Here is a 17,061-nt window from a genome sequence, read left to right on the forward strand (position 1 = left end):
GGTATCTGTGTCTGTCAGTCGCAGATAACGTATCTGTGTCATTCGGTAACAGACAAGAGTCTTTAGGCGGTAATCCTCGCCACCCGCCGTCGGGCAGACTGACAGGCGTGATTGTGGAACATGGAGTACTGCCCATCCGGCCAGGCAGCGAAGCCGATTTCGAAGCGGCCTTCGCCAAGGCGCGGCCGTTGATCGCCGCCCAGCCCGGATTCCTCGGGATTTCGATGTCCCGGTCGGTCGAGTCGCCGAACCTCTACCTGTTGCTGGTGCAGTGGGAGAACATTGAGGCGCACACCGAGGGGTTCCGGAAGTCGCCGGAATTCGAACAGTGGCGTGCGTTGTTGCACGGTTTCTACGAGTCACCGCCGGTGATCGAGCACTTCGTGGATATCGACTAAGGAGATGGTCGTCCGTGGACACAGCGCGCACCCTGGAATTCAACGCCCGTAACATCGCGGAGTTTCGCAGCAGCGGCGGAAAACTGGGCGGACCGTTCGAAGGGGCCCCGGTCCTGCTGCTGACCACCACCGGGGCCAAATCCGGGCAGCAGCGCACCAGCCCGATGATGTATCTCCCGGAGGGCGACCGGATCATCGTGTTCGCGTCCAACGAGGGCAAGGACAACCATCCGAGCTGGTACCACAACCTGCGGGCGAACCCTTCGGCGACCGTCGAACTCGGCACCGACACTTTCGCGGTCACGGCCACCGAGATCACCGGCGCCGAACACGACCGGCTCTATGGGATCCAAGCCGAGCGCTACCCGGGTTTCGCCACCTATCGCGAACGCACCCAGCGGGTCATCCCGGTGGTCGAGTTGATCAAAGGCGAGCCGTGACGTGCAGGGCAGCGATCAGGACTCGGCGAACTCGCGGAGTACGCGGCATCGACGGTCACAAGTTCAGACCGCATCAAGGCGGCCAGGAGTGATCAGCCGAGACCGGCCTGGCTGTTGTTCTCGCTGAATGTCCTGTCGAAAGCCCAGGCAGTGCGCCGCTACCACTCGCTGCGCCGGTCGGCGCGGTTCCTCTGCTGCCAGGTCACGATGACCCCGACGGTGGCCAGGTCGCCCACGATCAACGCCACCCAGGATTGCGGAGGCATGGCGCTGACGCTAGGCATTCTCCCGCTGGCCCGCCTCCACCGAAAGCCCCATAAGCCGCACCGGTGAAATCCCAACTGTGGATGAAGCGTTGGGCGCCGACGAAAAGTCGTGATCAGTCCCGGATATGCGCCAGCCGGCTGGGGCGCTCCATATACGTCGCGTCCGGGGCAGCGAAGCCGAATTGCTCATAGAGGCCATGCGCGTCAGCGGTGTGCAACGTCCAGCGGAAATCCCGACCGGGGCCCTCGTCGATCATCGTCCGCAACAACCCCTTGCCGATCTCGCCGCCCCGTTGATCGCGCGCGACATAGACGTCCGCCAGGTACGCGAAGGCCGCACCGTCGGAGACCGCCCGGCAGAAACCGATCATCGCGCCGTCGTCGGCCCGGTAGGCGCCCACCATGCGCCATGCGCTGTCGAGCTGACGGTCGAACATGGCGCGGGTGCGGTACTTCGCCCAGTAGGTGTGCTCGACCAGCTCATTCCAGAGCCAATCCCGATCCACCCGCGCAGGATCGGTCGAGAACTCGACACCGTCGAGGGCCGCCACCGCTACCTCCTCATCCGCCTCGGGTCAGACACCACGTCACCGCGGTGATCAGCGCGCCCACGCCCACTCGCCGGGCCAGCCGCGTCGTCCGGAAAATGTCGGACGGCACAGGCGCCCGACCGTAGCCCATCCGCGCGCGATCTTCACGCCGATTTCCGTAGTAGGTATTGACCCCGCCGAGCTGCAGTCCCAGCGCCCCAGCGAAGGTGGCCTCGACCACCCCGGCGTTGGGGCTGGGGTGGTGGCGGGCGTCGCGGTGCCACGCCCGCAGCGCGCCGGCGCTATCAGGGCCCAGGGCACTCGCCAGCACACCGCTCAATCGGGAGGCCGGCAATCCCAGCACGTCATCCAAACGGGCTGCCGCCCAGCCGAACCGTTCGTAGCGGGCGCTGCGGTGCCCGATCATCGCATCCATCGTGTTGGCGGTGCGGTGCGCGACCAGTCCTGGAACGCCTGCCACCGCACCCCACACGAACGACGCCACCACGGCGTCGGAGGTGTTCTCCGCCACCGACTCGACTACGGCCCGCGCGACCTCGTCTGGACCCAACGCGGTCGTGTCGCGACCGACCAGGTTGCGCACCCGGGTCCGGGCTGACTCCAGGTCGCCGGCGGCCAGGAAGGCGTGCACGGCTTCGGCTTCGCGTTCCAGGGATCGGCCGCCGAGCACCGCCCAGGTGGCGAGGGCGGTCAGTGCCATGCGCGCCATCGGATTCCGAGCCCATCGCTCGGCGAGAAACGCCAACCCGGTCGCGCTTCCGACCAGTGCCAGAACATGGGCGACTCCGCTTGCCCGATCGTCGCGGTAGATCCGACGCTCCAACGCCAGCGCACACGTCCCGAATCCGGCGACCGGATGCAGCCGCCGCGGATCACCCCAGGTGCGGTCAGCGGCGTAGCCGAGCGCCAGCCCGAGTGCCCGGGCCGCGATCACCGCCGCGTCCGGTCTAGTACGGCCAGCAGCCGATCGGTCAGGTCGGGAGGACGGACCGCGATCCGCACCCAGCTGTCATCCAGGCCCGGAAAGGTGTCGGCACGTCGCACGGCAACACCGTTCTCACGCAACGTCTTATGCACGCCGCGACCGACCTGGGCCAGTACAAAGGGCGCCAACCCTGCGACGAATCGCACCTCACGCTCGGCGAGTCCCTCACCCAAGTGCGCCCGCCAGGAGACCAATTGCTGCGCCCGGCGTTCACTTTCGCACACCGCCCGCTCATCCGAGCAGGCCGACATGGCGGCCAGCGCTGAAGCGGAAACCGACCAGGGAATCTGCAGGCGTGCCGCGTCGGCGAGCAGCGCGGGATCGCCGAGCAGATACCCGGCGCGAATCCCGGGTATCGACCAGTGCTTGGTCAGGCTGCGGCTCACCAGAAGCCCCGAACACCGCTCCCCGCAAAGGGTTTCCGGCTCACCGGGGATCGCATCGAGGAACGCCTCATCGACCAGCACCACCCGTCCCGGACGCAACAACTGACGCAGCGTCTGCGCCGGGTGCAACACCCCGGTGGGATTGGTCGGGTTGCCGACGACGACGAGGTCGGCGTCGGGGGGCACCGCATCCGGGTGCAGTGCGAACCCGTCGTCGGCCCGGCACAGCACCGTGCCGACGGTGCGACCGGCGGCGGTCAGCGCGGCATGCGGTCCGGTGTACTGCGGATGCACCACCACCGGAAAGCGCCACGGTCGCATGCGCGCCACCAGGTCGAAGGCCTCCGACGCGCCCGCAGTGGGCAGCACCTCCGCGGGGGTGCGACCGTGCCGGGCTGCCAACGCGGCGCGGGCCGCTGAGGTCTCGGGGTAAGCCATGGCGTCGTCGAGGGAGGCATGCAGGGTGCGCTCGAGCCAGTCCGGACGTGGCCCGGCATAGACATTGACCGCGAAATCGAGCAGGCCGGGCGCGGCCTCGACATCGCCGTGATGGTGCAGATCCGGGCCGCCGAAACGGTGCACCGCGTCGGCGAACCGCTGCGCCAGCCCGGGATATCCGGCCCAATGGGTGTGCAGGTAGGACGCATGCAGGCTGCTGGCGGCAAAGCCGTCCGGGCCGTTGGGAAGCTGCCAGGCCGCGCTGACGGCGTAGTCGAAAACAGCCTGGGTGCGGTGGAATTCGTGCCCGGTCACCCGATCTCCCGCCCGTGCCAACAGATTGTCGGCCGCCGCCGTGGCTTCCCGGTAGCCCAGCGTCAGGCGCGTTGTCATCGCCGCAGCGCCCGGCAGCGCGCCTACGCCCGCGTCCTCACCCACCCGACGGCACAGGTACGCCAGCCCGCCGCACTCGGCGACCGTCGGCACTCCTGCGGTGATCGCTGAGCGCAGCGCACCCAGTAGCGCAGTGTTGGCCCCCAGCTGCCCGGCGTAGACCTCCGGAAACCCGCCGCCCAGGTAGATCCCTGCGGTACCGGCCGGCAGGCACGTGTCGGTGAGCGGGTCGAAGCTCGCCACCTCGCAACCGGCGGCGCGCAGCAGCTCGAACGTCTCGGTATAGCCGAACGTGAATGCGCGCCCCGTGGCGACAGCCACCACCGGCCGGCGCCCCGACGCCGCGCTGACTTCGGCAGCCGGGTCCCAAGCGCTGCCGTTCAACTCCGGAGCCTGGCGCGCCACCGCCAACAGCGCTTCCACATCCACGTACTGCTCCATCAGCGCCGCAAGTCGATCGGCCATGGCAGCGGACTCGGTGCGCTCGGCCGCCGGCACCAGTCCGAGATGCCGCGACGGTGTCTGCACACCCGCGTCGCGGGGCAACACTCCGAGCACCGGAATGCCGCTGGGGCGCAACGCGGCAACGACTTCCTCGGCGTGCCGTGCGCTGCCAGCCTTGTTGAGCACCACCCCGGCGATGCGCACCGCCGGATCGAAGCCGGCCAGGCCCGCCAGCACCGCCGCATGCGTGCGGGAGGCATGTGAGACGTCGACGACCAATACGACCGGCGTTGCCGTTAACGCCGCGATGTGGGCGGTGGAGGACTCACCGTCGGTGCCCAGGCGCCCGTCGAAAAGCCCCATCACGCCTTCGATCACCGCGACATTCGCGCCTGCGGCGCCGTGCAGCAGCAACGGCACGATTCGGTCGGCGCCGACCAGATACGGATCCAGGTTGCGGGCCGGCCGGCCGGTGGCCAGCGCGTGATAGCCGGGATCGATGTAGTCCGGGCCAACCTTGTGCCCGCTGACTCCCAGGCCGCGGGCGGAAAGCGCGGCCATCACGCCGACCGCCACCGTGGTCTTGCCGTGCCCGGATGCGGGTGCGGCGATGGCCAGCCGGGGCAGGGAGACGGTCACCACGCTCACCATGCCTCACCACTCAATGCCGCGCTGGCCCTTCTGGCCGGCATCCATCGGGTGCTTGATGTTGGTCATTTCGGTGACCAGGTCGGCGACTTCGATCAGCCGCGGATCGGCGCGCCGGCCGGTGATGACCACGTGCTGGTGGCCCGGGCGGTTGGCCAAGGTCTCCACCACGTCGTCGACATCCACCCAGCCCCAACCCATCGGGTAGGTGAACTCGTCGAGGATGTACAGGTCGTGGGTCTGTGCCGCCAGGCGTTCCTTGATCTGGGCCCAGCCCTCGGCGGCGTCGCCGGCGTGATCCTCGACGCCACCGGCCTTGCGGCTCCACGACCATCCCGAGCCCATCTTGTGCCACTGCACCGGGCCGCCCTCACCCGTCTCGGCGTGCAGTGCGCCCAGCCGCTCGAGCACGCTCTGTTCGCCGACCCGCCACTTCGCGGATTTCACGAACTGGAAGACCCCGATGTCGAAGCCCTGATTCCAGCCGCGCAACGCCAATCCGAATGCGGCAGTGGACTTCCCCTTGCCGTCGCCGGTGTGCACCATCAGCAGCGGCCGGTTGCGACGCTGGCGGGTGGTCAGATTGTCGTCGGGCACTGCCAACGGTTGTCCCTGCGGCATCAGGCGGCTCCCCTTCCGGTGGCATCGCGGACGACTCCGGCCAGTGCTTCGGCACTCACCTGCGGCAGCGGAACGTACTCGGCCCGCAAGTGCTCGGCCAGCGTCCGGGCCAATCCGAGCCGCATCCGGCCGTTCTCGCAATCCACCACGACCGCCGAATATCCCTGCCCGGCAATCTGGTCGGCGGCCATCAGGGAGCGCTCGACCGGGCTCGTGCCGGCGGTGGCCCGGCCATCGGTCAAGACCACCAGCAGCGGGCGGCAGGCCGGCTCACGCAGTCGTTCCCGGCGGATCACCTCGGCGGCCTGCAGCAGGCCCTCGGCCAACGGGGTGCGGCCACCGGCGGGCAATTCGTCGAGCCGGACGGCGGCGATCTCCACCGAACCGGTCGCGGGCAACGCCAATTCCGCCGTGGTGTCCCGGAACGTCACCACCGCCACCCGGTCCCGGCGACGGTAGGCGTCCAGCAGCAACGACAAGATCGCGGTCTTGACTTGGCGCATCCGTTCGATGGCGGCCATCGATCCGGAGGTGTCCACCACGAACAGCACCAGGTTGGCTTCCTGGCCCTCTCGGACGGCGCGGCGAAGATCTCTCACCTTCAGGATCATCCGGCCGCCGATTCTGCCGCGGGCACTCTGATGCGGTGCAGCGGCACGCAGCGTCTCGAACAGGTGCAGCCCGCCGGTGTCGCCGGATGTGGTGGCGCCCACCCGGCGTCCGGAACTGGTGCGGGCCCTGCTGCGCCGGCCGGCGCGTCCCTCGCCCACGCCGTCGACGGAGAAAAGCCTTGCCCGGTAAGGGGAGTCGGCGCCCACCGTCGAGGTGAAGCCCGGCTCAGAGTGCGCGGCCGGTGTAGGCCCGCACTGTTGTTCCGGCGGCGGTGAACCACCATCCGGTGGACCGTCAGGATCGGGCCCGTCGGGTCCCGGACCATCCGGGTCGGGCTGGGGACCGGAATCCTCCGGCGGCAGCAGTTCGTCGAGCTCGGTCTCGTCAAGGCCCGGGGCATCGAACGGCTTGCGCCGACGCCGATGCGGCAGGGCCAACCGGGCGGCCACCCGAAGGTCCTCGACACTGACCGCGTCGCGCCCCTGCCACGCCGCATGAGCTACCGCGGTGCGGGCACAGACGATGTCGCCGCGCAGCCCATCGACGTCGAACGCCGCGCAGATCTCGCCGATCTTGACCAATGCGTGATCGGTCAGCGCCACCTTGGGCAGCAGTTCCTGGGCCTGACGGATCCGGGCCCGCAGCCCCTCTTCTGCCGAGGCGTAGTTCGCGGCGAAACCCTGCGGGTCGGCGTCAAACGCCAGCCGCCGCCGTACCGCCTCGGCTCGCAACGCCGGTTCGCGCGGGGCAGACACCTCGACGGTCAGACCGAACCGGTCAAGCAGTTGCGGGCGCAACTCGCCCTCTTCGGGATTCATCGTCCCGACGATCACGAACCGCGCGGCGTGGGTCACCGACACTGAATCGCGTTCCACCGTCAGCCGGCCCATTGCCGCCGCGTCGAGCAGCAGGTCCACCAGGTGGTCGGCCAGCAGGTTGACCTCGTCGACGTAGAGGATGCCGCGATTGGCGCGTGCCAACAGCCCGGGGTCGAAGTCGACGGTGCCGGCGGTGAGCGCCCGTTCCAGGTGGATGGAGCCCACCACCCGGTCTTCGGTGGCGCCGACCGGCAGTTCCACCAGGCGCACCGGTCGGGTCTCGACGGTCGCGTCGCTGGGGAACGGACCGTCGGGGGAGAGCGGGTTCGCCTCAGCGGGATCGGAAGAGAACCGGTCGCCGGCCACCACATCGATGGGCGGCAGCACCTGGGCAAGCGCGCGAACCAGCGTCGACTTGGCGGTGCCCTTCTCGCCGCGGATGAGCACGCCGCCGATGCCGGGGGAGATCGCGCTCAGGACAAGCGCCAACGCCATGTCGTCGAGGCCGCCCGGGGCGTCCGGGTCGCCGCCGAGGACAGCGGGGAACGGGTACAGCTGTTGCATTGAGGCTCCGCTCGTGTGGCCAACACCTGTGTGTTGGCGACGCGAAGCCGGTATTCGGACTGACCGTGGCGCACCGAGAATGCGCCGCGGAACACCGTAGCGGGCCTGCGTCGGACTCACACCGACTTCCCTGGCGCTTCGCGCCGATACCCTAACACTCGGGGCCGCAGACGCCGACCGAGAGAAAGGGCACACGACCAGTGAGTGCACCTGTAGCAGACCTGACCGGATGGGTTGCCGAGCCGTTTACCGGCGGCGGTTTCACCCACGACGTATACCGCAAGGGGCAGGGTCCCGGCGTGGTGCTGATCCCGGAGATCCCGGGGATTCACCCCGGGGTCCTGGCGCTGGGAAATCACCTGGTGGACAACGGTTTCACCGTGGCGATTCCGTCGCTGTTCGGCGAGCCGGGCAAGGCGATCACGCCCGGCTACGCCGCGACCACGATCGCCCGGGCCTGCGTGACCCGGGAGTTCGCCGCGTTCGCCACCGACAAGCAGCGCCCGGTCACCCAGTTCTTGCGGGCGCTGGCCCGTGACCTCAACGAGAAGACTCCCGGCAAGGGTGTCGGGGTGATCGGCCAGTGCTTCACCGGAGGCTTCGCGCTGGCAGCGGCCGTCGACGACGCCGTGCTGGCGCCGGTGCTCAGCCAACCGTCCGTGCCGATTCCACTGACGCTGAAGCAGCGGCGTGACCCGGGGCTCTCGGAGGTCGAGTTGGGCGTCGTCGCCGACCGGGCAGCCAACGACGGACTGTGCGCTCTGGGCCTGCGGTTCAGCGAAGACAAGATGGCCCCCGGTGACCGCTTCACGACGCTCAAAGCACGGCTCGGGGACGCTTTCGAGGTGATCGAGATCGATTCCTCGTCCGGCAACCCGCACGGTCTGTCCCGGATGGCGCACTCGGTGCTCACCGACCAGGTCCGCGAGGTCGACGGCCACCCCGCTTACGAAGCGCGCAAGCGGGTGGTGGAATTCCTCACGCAGCGATTGACCTAGCTACCATCGCCGCTGTGCCAGCTCAGCCCAGCCCTGCCGAACGCATCGCCGTAGTGGGCATCGGCGCCGACGGCTGGACCGGGTTGGGTGACTCGGCCCGAGACATGGTGCTGGCGGCCGACGCCGTGATCGGCGCACCGCGTCAACTGGACCTGTTACCGCAGATCGAAGGTCAGCAGCGGCACCGGTGGCCGTCTCCGCTGCACGCCGGGCTGCCCGCGCTGTTCGAGGAGCTGGCGGGACTGCGGACCGTGGCGCTGGCGTCGGGTGATCCGCTGTTCAGCGGTATCGGCACCACGCTGATCGGACTGTTCGGTGCCGATCAGGTGAGGGTGCTGCCGGCGGTTTCGTCGGTCACGCTGGCCCGGGCCCGGCTGGGCTGGCCCGCGGAGTCCACCGCGGTGGTCAGCGTGGTCGGCCGTGACGTGCACGCGGTCCTGCGGGAGCTGGCGCCTGGCCGGCGGGTGCTGGTGCTGTCATCCGATGAGACCACCCCGGGGCAGCTGGCCGCCTTGCTGACCGAGCGCGGCTACGGAGCGAGCCGGATGGTGGTGCTCGGCGACCTCGGCGCAGCGGCTGAAACCAGGTTGGAGACCACCGCCGCCACCTTCACCGGTTCGTCCCCGCGGCTCAATATCGTCGCCCTGGAACTGGTCGGTCCATTGATGTCCGGCTGGGCGCCCGGTCTGCCCGATGATGCCTACCGCCATGACGGGCAGCTCACCAAACGTGACCTACGGGCCGCGGCGTTGGCGCGACTGGCCCCGGTCCCCGGGCAGCTGTTGTGGGACATCGGTGCGGGTGCCGGTTCAGTGGGCATCGAATGGATGCGTTCGCATCCGAGTTGTCGTGCCATCGCGGTCGAGGTGAACGACGTTAGGGTGCAACGTATCTCGGATAATGCTCGGAACCTCGGTGTGCCCGGGTTGCAGGTGGTCCAAGGCGCGGCACCGCAGGTGCTGGCGGACCTGCCCGGCCCGGATGCGGTGTTCATCGGCGGCGGGCTGAGCCGGGACGGGGTGCTGGCGGCCTGTCTGGCAGCGCTGGCGCCGGGCGGCCGGGTGGTCGCCCACGGGGTCACGCTGCAGGCCGAGGCGCTGCTGGCGGCGGCCTACCGCGAACATGGCGGCGAGCTGACCCGCATCCAGGTCGAGCACGCCGCACCGCTGGGCTCCTTCACCGGCTGGACACCGGGCCGGGCGATCACCCAGTGGGCGCTAGTCCGGCCCTGAGCGGTCGCGTGCCGGGTCATAGAGATGGCTCTCCCCGCCGCACGGATCGGGCAGGTCGGCTACCGCCCGGCCGACCAGGATGACCGCGGCTGACCGCAACCCGGCCTCTTCGACCGCGTCGGCGATGTCGGTGATCGTTCCGCGCAGCACCAGTTGCTCGGGCTGCGACGCGCGATAGACCACCGCGACCGGGCAGTCGGCGCCGTACTCGGGCGCCAGTTCGGCCATCAGCGCTCGGACGCGGGTGATCGCCAGATGCAACACCAGCGTCGCTTGCGTGGCGGCGAAGGCGGAGAGCGTTTCGCGTTGCGGCATGGCGGTGGAGGCGACTTGCGTACGGGTCAACACCACCGACTGCGTCACCAGAGGCACCGTGAGCTCTCTGCCGAGCACCGCTGCGGCCGCCGCGTACGCCGGCACTCCGGGCGTCACCTCCCACGGCACTCTGGCGGCATCGAGACGGCGAGTCTGCTCGAAGACCGCGCTGTACAGCGACGGATCCCCGGACACCAGTCGCACCACCGCGCGACCCGCCCGATGCGCGGTGACCAGTCGGTCGGTGATGGCATCCAGATCCAGATCGGCGGTATCGACAAGGTCGGCCGCCTGCGAGCAGTGCGCGAGTACCTGCGGGTCCAGATAGCTGCCGGGGTAGAGCACCACGTCGGCGTCGGCCAGCAGCCGTGCCGCCCGCACCGTCAGCAGATCTGCCGCGCCCGGGCCGGCCCCGACGAACTGGACCGCTAACGCACCCATCGCGGCGTCCATACCCGCCCCGCCGTCACCCGCGTCGACGAGGCCCCCACTAGGACAAGACATTTCATATCGATGGTGTCGGTGTCCAGCTCGCCCAGGGTGGTCACGCTGAGCTCCTCTGTCGCCCGGCCGATGTCGCGACCGATGACCACCACCGTGTGCGCATCCCGGTGTTCCAGTAGCACTTTGCGTGCGATCGCGATCTGGTCGGGCCGGGCACGAGACGCCGGGTTGTAGATCGCCAGCACCAGGTCGGCTTCGGCGATCGCCCGCAGCCGCGACTCGATCACCGCCCAGGGCTTGAGCCGATCCGACAGGCTCAGCACCGCGAAGTCGGCACCGATCGGGGCGCCGGCCGCCGCGGCCACCGCCTGCACCGCCGACACTCCGGGCAGCACCCGCACCGAAACGTGTTGATACTGAACATCCGTACCGGTTTCCGAGGCCGCCTCGAACACCGCCGATGCCATCCCGAAAACCCCGGCATCTCCGCCGGAGACCACCGCCACCTTCTCGCCGCGGGCGGCCAGATCCAGCGCGAACCGAGCCCGGTCGAGCTCCACGGTGTTGCCGGAGGTGTGCCGCTGCAAGCCCTCGCGCTGCGGAACCCGCGCGACGTAGGGGCCGTAGCCCACCACGTGGTCGACGGTGGCCAGCGCTTCGGTGGCCTCGCGGGTGAGCCAGCCCTCGGGTCCCGGTCCCAGCCCGATCACCAGCAGCTCGGCTGCGGCGCGCACCGGCTCAACGACCGCCGGCGCCGGGGCCGTCGACGTCCGTGAGCGCTGCCCGTTGCGGGAGTCCCCGTCCACCACGATCAGCGACAGGTAGGGGACGCTCGCCTCCTCGACATCGGCGACCCGCAGCCAGCGCTGTTGCGGATGGCTGGCCCGCTCGACGTAGTAGGCGTGCTCGAGGCGGCCCGCCGCTACCAGGGCGCGGCGCACGGCCGGGAAGGTGCGGCCCAGCTTCATGATGATGGCGCCGTCGGTGTCGGCCAGTCGCATCGCCAGTTCGTGCTCCGGCAGCGTTCCCGGCAGCACGGTCAGCACGTCGGTCTGGCGCACCAGCGGCATCCCGAGCGCGGCGGTAGCGGCGCTGAACGCCGGCACACCGGGGATGATCTCGGTGTCGAAGCGCATCGCCAGCCGGTCGTGCATGTACATGAACGAGCCGTAGAACAGCGGATCGCCCTCGGTCAACAGCGCCACCGTGCGACCGGCATCCAGGTGGGCGGCCAGCCTCGATGCCGATGCCTCGTAGAAGTCGGCGAGCGCTCCGGCGTAGCCGCCGGGGTGATCGGTAACGCCGGTGGTGACCGGATAGCGCAGCTCTTCTTCGCGGACTCCGGGCCGGATCAGGTCGGCGGCGATGGTGCGCGCATACGACGACTTGTTGACCCCGGCGTGGTAGGCCACCACGTCGGCATCGGCGATGATCCGGGCCGCTTTGCGGGTGATCAGCTCAGGGTCACCGGGTCCTAGGCCCACCCCGTAGAACTTGCCGGTCATTCGGCATCCGAGGCGAGTGCGTTCAACGCCGACGAGGTGATTGCCGACCCGCCGCGCCGGCCGCGCACCGTCACGAACGGGATGTCGATGCCGTGGTCGCGGTGCAGCGTGGCCAACGCCTCCTTGGACTCCGCGGCGCCGATGAACCCCACCGGGCAACCGACGATCACCGCCGGGCGCGGCCCGCCGTCGATGATCGTCTCCAGCAGGTGGAACAGTGCGGTCGGCGCGTTGCCGATCGCCACGACGGCGCCGGCCAGCTCGGGTTCCCACAACGAGACGGCCGCCGCCGAACGGGTGGTTCCCCATTCCTTCGCCAGATCCGGGACCCGCTCGTCGCGCAGGTAACAGCGCACCTCGTTGCCGGCGGGCAGCCGCCCGGCGGTCACGCCGACCGCCACCATCCGGGCATCGCAGAGGATCGGCGCGCCGCCGTCGAGTGCGGCCCGCCCGGCCGGCACCGCGTCCGGGTGGATCAGCAAGTCCTTGGCGACGTCGGTCTGCCCGGCGCCGTGGATCATGCGCACCGCGAGCCGCTCGGCGGCCGCCGGGATGTGGGACAGGTCGGACTCGCGGCGGATCGTCGCGAACGATTCGACGTAGATGGCCGGACCGTCGGCAATGTAGTCGTAATGCCGAGACGGGCGCATGGGCCTGCTCACGGGTTCGCCTCCTGGGCTTGGGGGATGAAGACACCCTGCCACGGCGTCACCACGAGCTCGGTGTGCTCTGCCAGCGATCGCCCCTGGTCCGGCGTGAGCACGCCGTCGGGGACGTGCACGTGGGTGCCGCCGAGCACGCTGCCAAACGGTAACGGACCCGACGGGGCCGGGACGCGCGGGTCGGCGGCGAGGGCGGGTTGCAGCGGCCGACCGAGTTCGCGGACATGCCACGGCGCGTCCGGCTGCTCGCCGCGCGCTTCCTGGAATGCCGCCGCCAGCTCGGCGAGCCGGGCGGCGGCGTCGTCGAGACCGATCACCGCACCCCAGTCGTCACCGACTCGCAGCTGGGCCTCGGTGGCACTGAGCGCCACCAGGCCCGCGTCGCTTTGCCGATCGATCAGGTCGCCGCGGCCGTCATCGAGCACGAACAGGAAGCGACCGGGCAGCCGGGCGAGTCGCGGATCGGCACACAGCAGCGCGTCCAGCCCAGTCGCCACCGGGCGCAGGTCCGCCCGCCCGCCGGCATGGCCGGTCTGCGGCGAGACCAGGATGTTGCGGACCAGCTCGTGACTGGGCGACGGCAACAGCCCGGTCGACTCCACGGCGGCCACCGCGTCGGGGGCCAGCGCACCGGCGTGGTCGGCCAACCCGCGCAGCTGCAGATTGGCCCGCTTGGTCAGGTAGACCGAACCGTCGGCGAACTCGGCGCTGACCTGCAGCAGCCGGGCCAGTGAGGCGGCTGGCAGCCGGCCGCCGACCAGACGCAGCCGCACCAGCAGTCCGTCGTCGGCCACCCAGGGGCGTAGCACGCCTGGGCATCGGTCGGCCCTCGTCCTCATCGGTCACACCCGCCACGTGGGGGAGCCCATGGAAGTGTTGCCCGCCTTTGCGCGACAACACCCGTTAAGTCAGCCGTGTCGGTTGCGGGTTTGGCGTGCACGGACTGAATTGTCGCTCAAAGGCGGGCAATAGACATGCCGCCGCACTCCGGTGACGGGTGGGACGGGTGGGCTCAACCGCCCAGTGCCGCCACCGCCGGGCCGAACATGGTGTCCTTGATCGCGCCCAGAGTTCCCGAATCCTTGCCGGCCAGCGGCCGCAGAAACTCGGTCGCGGCCGGAGTCACCGCGCCCTCGGCGGCGGTGCTGTCCACGATGCCGAAGGTCGCGGCGTCCACCCCGCCGAACCGGCGGCCGGTGGTCATCGACGCCACCTGGGCCTGCGGGGTGAGCTTGGCCTGGATCAGCGCCGCCATCCCCGACGTGAACGGAATCCGGATGTCGACCTCGGGCAGGCAGAAGAAGCCGCGGTCGGCGCGCATCACCCGGAAGTCGTGGGCCAGTGCCAGCATCGCGCCGGCCCCGAACGCGTGGCCGACGACGGCCGCCGCGGTGGGGATCGGCAAGGTCAGCACCCGCGCGAGCAGTGCATGCACCCGGCCGACGTACCAGTCGGTGCGGTCGCCGTTGGCCATCAGCCAGTCCAGGTCCAAGCCGTTGGTGTAGAACTTGCCGCCCGCGGTGGTCACCAGGCCCTGCGCCTTGCCCTCGGCGTTGGCGGCCAGCACGTCGTCGAGCACCCCGTTGATCTCGTCGAGAAAGTCGGGGGAGAAACGGTTTTCGTCGTCGCCGAGGTCCAGCACGGCGATCGTGTCGTCATAGGTCAGGTTCATGGGGTGGATCCTTTCTGATTCATGCGGCGGTCCCAGCTTCGGCTCTCCTCCGTCGAGCCTCGCTGAACCGCCAGGGGTGGCCCGACCGACAGCACGGCGCGGACCGCCGCGCGCAGGTGGGCGTGGGCGCGTGCGCTGCCCAACCGATTCCGGCTGAGCACGATCGCGGTGGGTAGATCGACGACGCAGGTGGTGATGGTGTCGACGGCGGCGGCGTCGCGGCGGTGCCACAGGCCGTCCGCAAGCCGAATGAGTAGGCCGACCAGCTCGGCATCGGTGCCGCGGAGCTGCTCGGCCAGTTCCGGAGACAGGTCGTCGTCGGCCATCTGGTTGCGCTGGATCGCGAACAGCAGCTTGCAGGCGTCGGGATGACGCTGCGCGAACGCCACCGGAGCGTCGGCGGCAGCAACCACGGCCTCGACTGGGTCGGTGACCGCGTCCACCAGGTCGCCCTGCACCGCCAGAAAGCGCCGGGCGGCCCGCAGCCAGGCGGCGGCAACCAGCCCGGCCCGCGAGCCGAACCCGTGGTAGACCGCTCCGTTGGAGGCGCCGGTGGCCTCCCCGATCGCGCGAATGGTCACCGCGGCCGGGCCGGACCGTGCGGCAAGCGTCTCGACGGCGTCGAGCACCTGCTCGTGGTCGTACACGCGCGGGCGGGGCATGGCCGTCACCGTAACAGAGCAAGCGCTCTGTTACCAGGTGCGGTCACCGGGACGCTGGCGTGACAGGATCGGACCATCATGAGCACTCCCGCAACCCGTCCCGTCGTATTCTCCGGCGCCCAGCCGACCTCCGACTCGCTTCACCTCGGAAACGCCCTCGGCGCGGTCGCGCAGTGGACCAGCCTGCAGGACGATCACGAGGCGTTCTTCTGCGTCGTCGACCTGCACGCGATCACCGTGCCGCAGGACCCGGCGACGCTGCGCCGCCGCACGCTGGTGACCGCCGCCCAGTACCTCGCGCTGGGGATCGACCCGGCCCGCAGCACGGTGTTCGTGCAGAGCCATGTGCCGGCCCACGCCGAACTCGCCTGGCTGCTCGGCTGTTTCACCGGTTTCGGCCAGGCGTCGCGGATGACGCAGTTCAAAGACAAGTCGCAGAAGCAGGGGGCCGACTCCACCACCGTCGGTCTGTTCACCTATCCGGTGCTGATGGCCGCCGACGTGCTGCTCTACGACACCGCGGTGGTCCCGGTCGGGGAAGACCAGCGCCAGCACCTGGAGCTGGCGCGCGACCTCGCGCAGCGCATCAACGCGCGCTTCCCGGAGACCTTCGTCGTCCCCGAGCCGATGATCCCGAAGGCCACCGCCAAGATCTATGACCTGCAGGACCCGACCGCCAAGATGAGCAAGTCGGCGGCCACCGACGCCGGCCTGATCAGCCTGCTCGACGACCCGGCGAAAAGCGCCAAGAAGATCCGCTCGGCGGTCACCGACTCCGAGCGCGAGATCCGCTACGAGCCGGACACCAAGCCGGGCATCTCGAATCTGCTGACCATTCAGGCCGCGGTCACCGGTACGGATGTCGAGTCCCTGGTGAACGGCTATGCGGGGCGCGGCTACGGCGATCTGAAGAAGGAGACCGCCGAGGCCGTCGCCGAGTTCGTCACCCCGATCAAGGCCCGGGTGGACGAGCTGCTCGCCGACCCGGCCGAGCTGGAGGCGGTGCTGGCCGCCGGTGCGAGCCGGGCCCGCGAGGCGGCCGCTGCCACGCTCGCGCGGGTGTACGACCGGGTGGGATTGCTTCCAGCGCAGGCATGAGCAAAGCCGTGACCGACCAGTCCAACGGGTCTAAGCCGGGCGTCATCGACCGGCTGCGGTCGCGCTACGGCTGGTTCGATCACGTGGTGCGCGCCCAAGAGCGCTACGACGACCGCCAGGGCAACTTCTTTGCCGCGGGGATGAGCTACTACACCATCTTCGCGCTGTTCCCGCTGGCCATGGTCGGGTTCTCCGTCGGCGGCTTCCTGCTGTCGCGCCGGCCCGAGGTGCTCGACGAGATCGAGCGCCGGATCAAGCATTCGATCCCCGGCGAGTTCGGCAACGAGCTCGTCACGCTGATGGACAGCGCAATCTCCTCACGAGCCTCCGTCGGTGTGATCGGCCTGGCGACCGCTGCCTGGGTGGGGTTGACCTGGATGGCCAACCTGCGCGAGGCGCTGTCGGAGATGTGGGAAACCCGTTCGGACAAGCAGGGTTTCGTCTCTTCCAAGCTTTCGGACCTGCTCGCGATGGCGTGGGCGTTCGGTGCCATGCTGGTCACCGTCGCGCTGACCGCCCTGGCTGATCCGAAGTTGATGCGAAGCGTGCTGCGGTGGCTGGGCGTTCCTGACTTCACCCTGCTGGGTGGCCTGCTGCGGGTCGCGTCATTGACCATGGCCGCCGGGGTGTCGTGGCTGTTGTTCACCTGGATGATTGCCCGGTTGCCCCGCGAATCGGTGAGCTTCAACAGCGCGATGGAGGCCGGTGCTATCGCCGCCGTCGGCTACGAACTTTTCAAGCAGGCCGGCTCGGTGTATCTGCAGTCGGTGATCAACGGCCCGGCCGGGGCGGTGTTCGGACCAGTCCTGGGCCTGCTGGTGTTCGCCTATGTCACCGCTCGGCTCATTCTGTTCGCCACCGCATGGGCGGCGACGTCGGCGGACAACCTGCGTGTCGACTGAGCCCCGA

The 17,061-nt window shown here is 69.6% G+C and carries 17 protein-coding genes and 1 riboswitch; of the genes, 6 read left to right on the plus strand and 11 right to left on the minus strand.

The window, feature by feature from the left end; translation table 11 throughout:
* Window positions 1–107 precede the first annotated feature (107 nt).
* Window positions 108–398: an antibiotic biosynthesis monooxygenase family protein gene (locus tag EJK91_RS00215; RefSeq protein ID WP_024441964.1), complete on the plus strand. Its 291-nt coding sequence runs from the start codon at window positions 108–110 to the stop codon at window positions 396–398.
* Between the two features lie 14 nt (window positions 399–412).
* Window positions 413–838, plus strand: a complete 426-nt coding sequence (locus EJK91_RS00220; protein WP_024441963.1) for a nitroreductase family deazaflavin-dependent oxidoreductase — start codon at window positions 413–415, stop codon at window positions 836–838.
* A 379-nt stretch (window positions 839–1,217) separates the two neighbouring features.
* Here the strand turns inward: EJK91_RS00220 and EJK91_RS00225 are convergent, their stop codons facing one another.
* Genes EJK91_RS00225 through EJK91_RS00245 form a run of 5 tightly spaced genes read right to left on the minus strand, consistent with a single transcriptional unit; the run spans window position 1,218 to window position 7,564 of the window.
* Window positions 1,218–1,655 (minus strand): GNAT family N-acetyltransferase, encoded by a 438-nt coding sequence (locus tag EJK91_RS00225; RefSeq protein ID WP_024441962.1) that lies wholly within the window; start codon window positions 1,653–1,655, stop codon window positions 1,218–1,220.
* A gap of 10 nt (window positions 1,656–1,665) precedes the next feature.
* Entirely contained in the window at window positions 1,666–2,589 is a 924-nt protein-coding gene (gene cbiB / locus EJK91_RS00230; RefSeq protein WP_046300227.1) for an adenosylcobinamide-phosphate synthase CbiB, read from the minus strand.
* Entirely contained in the window at window positions 2,586–4,940 is a 2,355-nt protein-coding gene (locus EJK91_RS00235) for a cobyrinate a,c-diamide synthase (RefSeq protein WP_241178590.1), read from the minus strand. Before EJK91_RS00235 ends, cbiB begins: the two co-directional genes overlap by 4 nt.
* A 15-nt stretch (window positions 4,941–4,955) precedes the next feature.
* The gene (cobO, locus tag EJK91_RS00240; protein WP_125077946.1) at window positions 4,956–5,570 is read right to left on the minus strand and encodes a cob(I)yrinic acid a,c-diamide adenosyltransferase; all 615 of its coding nucleotides are present in this window, start codon (window positions 5,568–5,570) and stop codon (window positions 4,956–4,958) included.
* Window positions 5,570–7,564, minus strand: a complete 1,995-nt coding sequence (locus EJK91_RS00245; RefSeq protein ID WP_046300229.1) for a magnesium chelatase subunit D family protein — start codon at window positions 7,562–7,564, stop codon at window positions 5,570–5,572. Before EJK91_RS00245 ends, cobO begins: the two co-directional genes overlap by 1 nt.
* A gap of 28 nt (window positions 7,565–7,592) precedes the next feature.
* Window positions 7,593–7,741: riboswitch (cobalamin riboswitch) on the minus strand.
* A gap of 23 nt (window positions 7,742–7,764) precedes the next feature.
* Between EJK91_RS00245 and EJK91_RS00250 the strand changes: the two genes are divergently transcribed.
* Window positions 7,765–8,562 carry a dienelactone hydrolase family protein gene (locus EJK91_RS00250; protein WP_024441957.1) on the plus strand — a complete coding sequence of 266 codons (798 nt, stop codon included), beginning with the start codon at window positions 7,765–7,767 and terminating at the stop codon, window positions 8,560–8,562.
* Between the two features lie 14 nt (window positions 8,563–8,576).
* The gene (locus tag EJK91_RS00255) at window positions 8,577–9,794 is read left to right on the plus strand and encodes a bifunctional cobalt-precorrin-7 (C(5))-methyltransferase/cobalt-precorrin-6B (C(15))-methyltransferase (protein WP_024441956.1); all 1,218 of its coding nucleotides are present in this window, start codon (window positions 8,577–8,579) and stop codon (window positions 9,792–9,794) included.
* Here EJK91_RS00255 and cobM read toward each other — a convergent pair.
* The 6 genes from cobM to EJK91_RS00285 all read right to left on the minus strand — a co-directional run bounded on the left by cobM (window position 9,780) and on the right by EJK91_RS00285 (window position 15,054).
* On the minus strand, window positions 9,780–10,550 hold the full coding sequence (cobM, locus tag EJK91_RS00260; protein WP_125077947.1) for a precorrin-4 C(11)-methyltransferase: 771 nt from the start codon (window positions 10,548–10,550) through the stop codon (window positions 9,780–9,782). The two genes, EJK91_RS00255 and cobM, sit on opposite strands and share 15 nt — an antisense overlap.
* Window positions 10,538–12,058: a precorrin-3B C(17)-methyltransferase gene (gene cobJ / locus EJK91_RS00265; RefSeq protein ID WP_125077948.1), complete on the minus strand. Its 1,521-nt coding sequence runs from the start codon at window positions 12,056–12,058 to the stop codon at window positions 10,538–10,540. The genes cobM and cobJ overlap by 13 nt, the downstream gene beginning before the upstream one ends.
* The gene (locus EJK91_RS00270; RefSeq protein ID WP_196805122.1) at window positions 12,055–12,708 is read right to left on the minus strand and encodes a precorrin-8X methylmutase; all 654 of its coding nucleotides are present in this window, start codon (window positions 12,706–12,708) and stop codon (window positions 12,055–12,057) included. Before EJK91_RS00270 ends, cobJ begins: the two co-directional genes overlap by 4 nt.
* Window positions 12,709–12,716: 8 nt before the next feature.
* The gene (locus tag EJK91_RS00275) at window positions 12,717–13,559 is read right to left on the minus strand and encodes a nitrite reductase (protein WP_125077949.1); all 843 of its coding nucleotides are present in this window, start codon (window positions 13,557–13,559) and stop codon (window positions 12,717–12,719) included.
* A gap of 173 nt (window positions 13,560–13,732) precedes the next feature.
* On the minus strand, window positions 13,733–14,392 hold the full coding sequence (locus EJK91_RS00280) for an enoyl-CoA hydratase-related protein (RefSeq protein ID WP_125077950.1): 660 nt from the start codon (window positions 14,390–14,392) through the stop codon (window positions 13,733–13,735).
* Window positions 14,389–15,054, minus strand: a complete 666-nt coding sequence (locus EJK91_RS00285) for a TetR/AcrR family transcriptional regulator (protein WP_125077951.1) — start codon at window positions 15,052–15,054, stop codon at window positions 14,389–14,391. Before EJK91_RS00285 ends, EJK91_RS00280 begins: the two co-directional genes overlap by 4 nt.
* A 78-nt stretch (window positions 15,055–15,132) precedes the next feature.
* On the opposite strand from EJK91_RS00285, the gene trpS reads away from it, so the two are divergent.
* Complete coding sequence (gene trpS / locus EJK91_RS00290; protein WP_024441949.1) at window positions 15,133–16,152, plus strand: tryptophan--tRNA ligase; 1,020 nt, start codon at window positions 15,133–15,135, stop codon at window positions 16,150–16,152.
* Window positions 16,149–17,054 (plus strand): inner membrane protein YhjD, encoded by a 906-nt coding sequence (gene yhjD, locus EJK91_RS00295; protein ID WP_046300235.1) that lies wholly within the window; start codon window positions 16,149–16,151, stop codon window positions 17,052–17,054. The genes trpS and yhjD overlap by 4 nt, the downstream gene beginning before the upstream one ends.
* Window positions 17,055–17,061: the final 7 nt, after the last annotated feature.

Source organism: Mycobacterium sp. P7213, from assembly GCF_900604305.1.
Lineage (GTDB): Bacteria > Actinomycetota > Actinomycetes > Mycobacteriales > Mycobacteriaceae > Mycobacterium.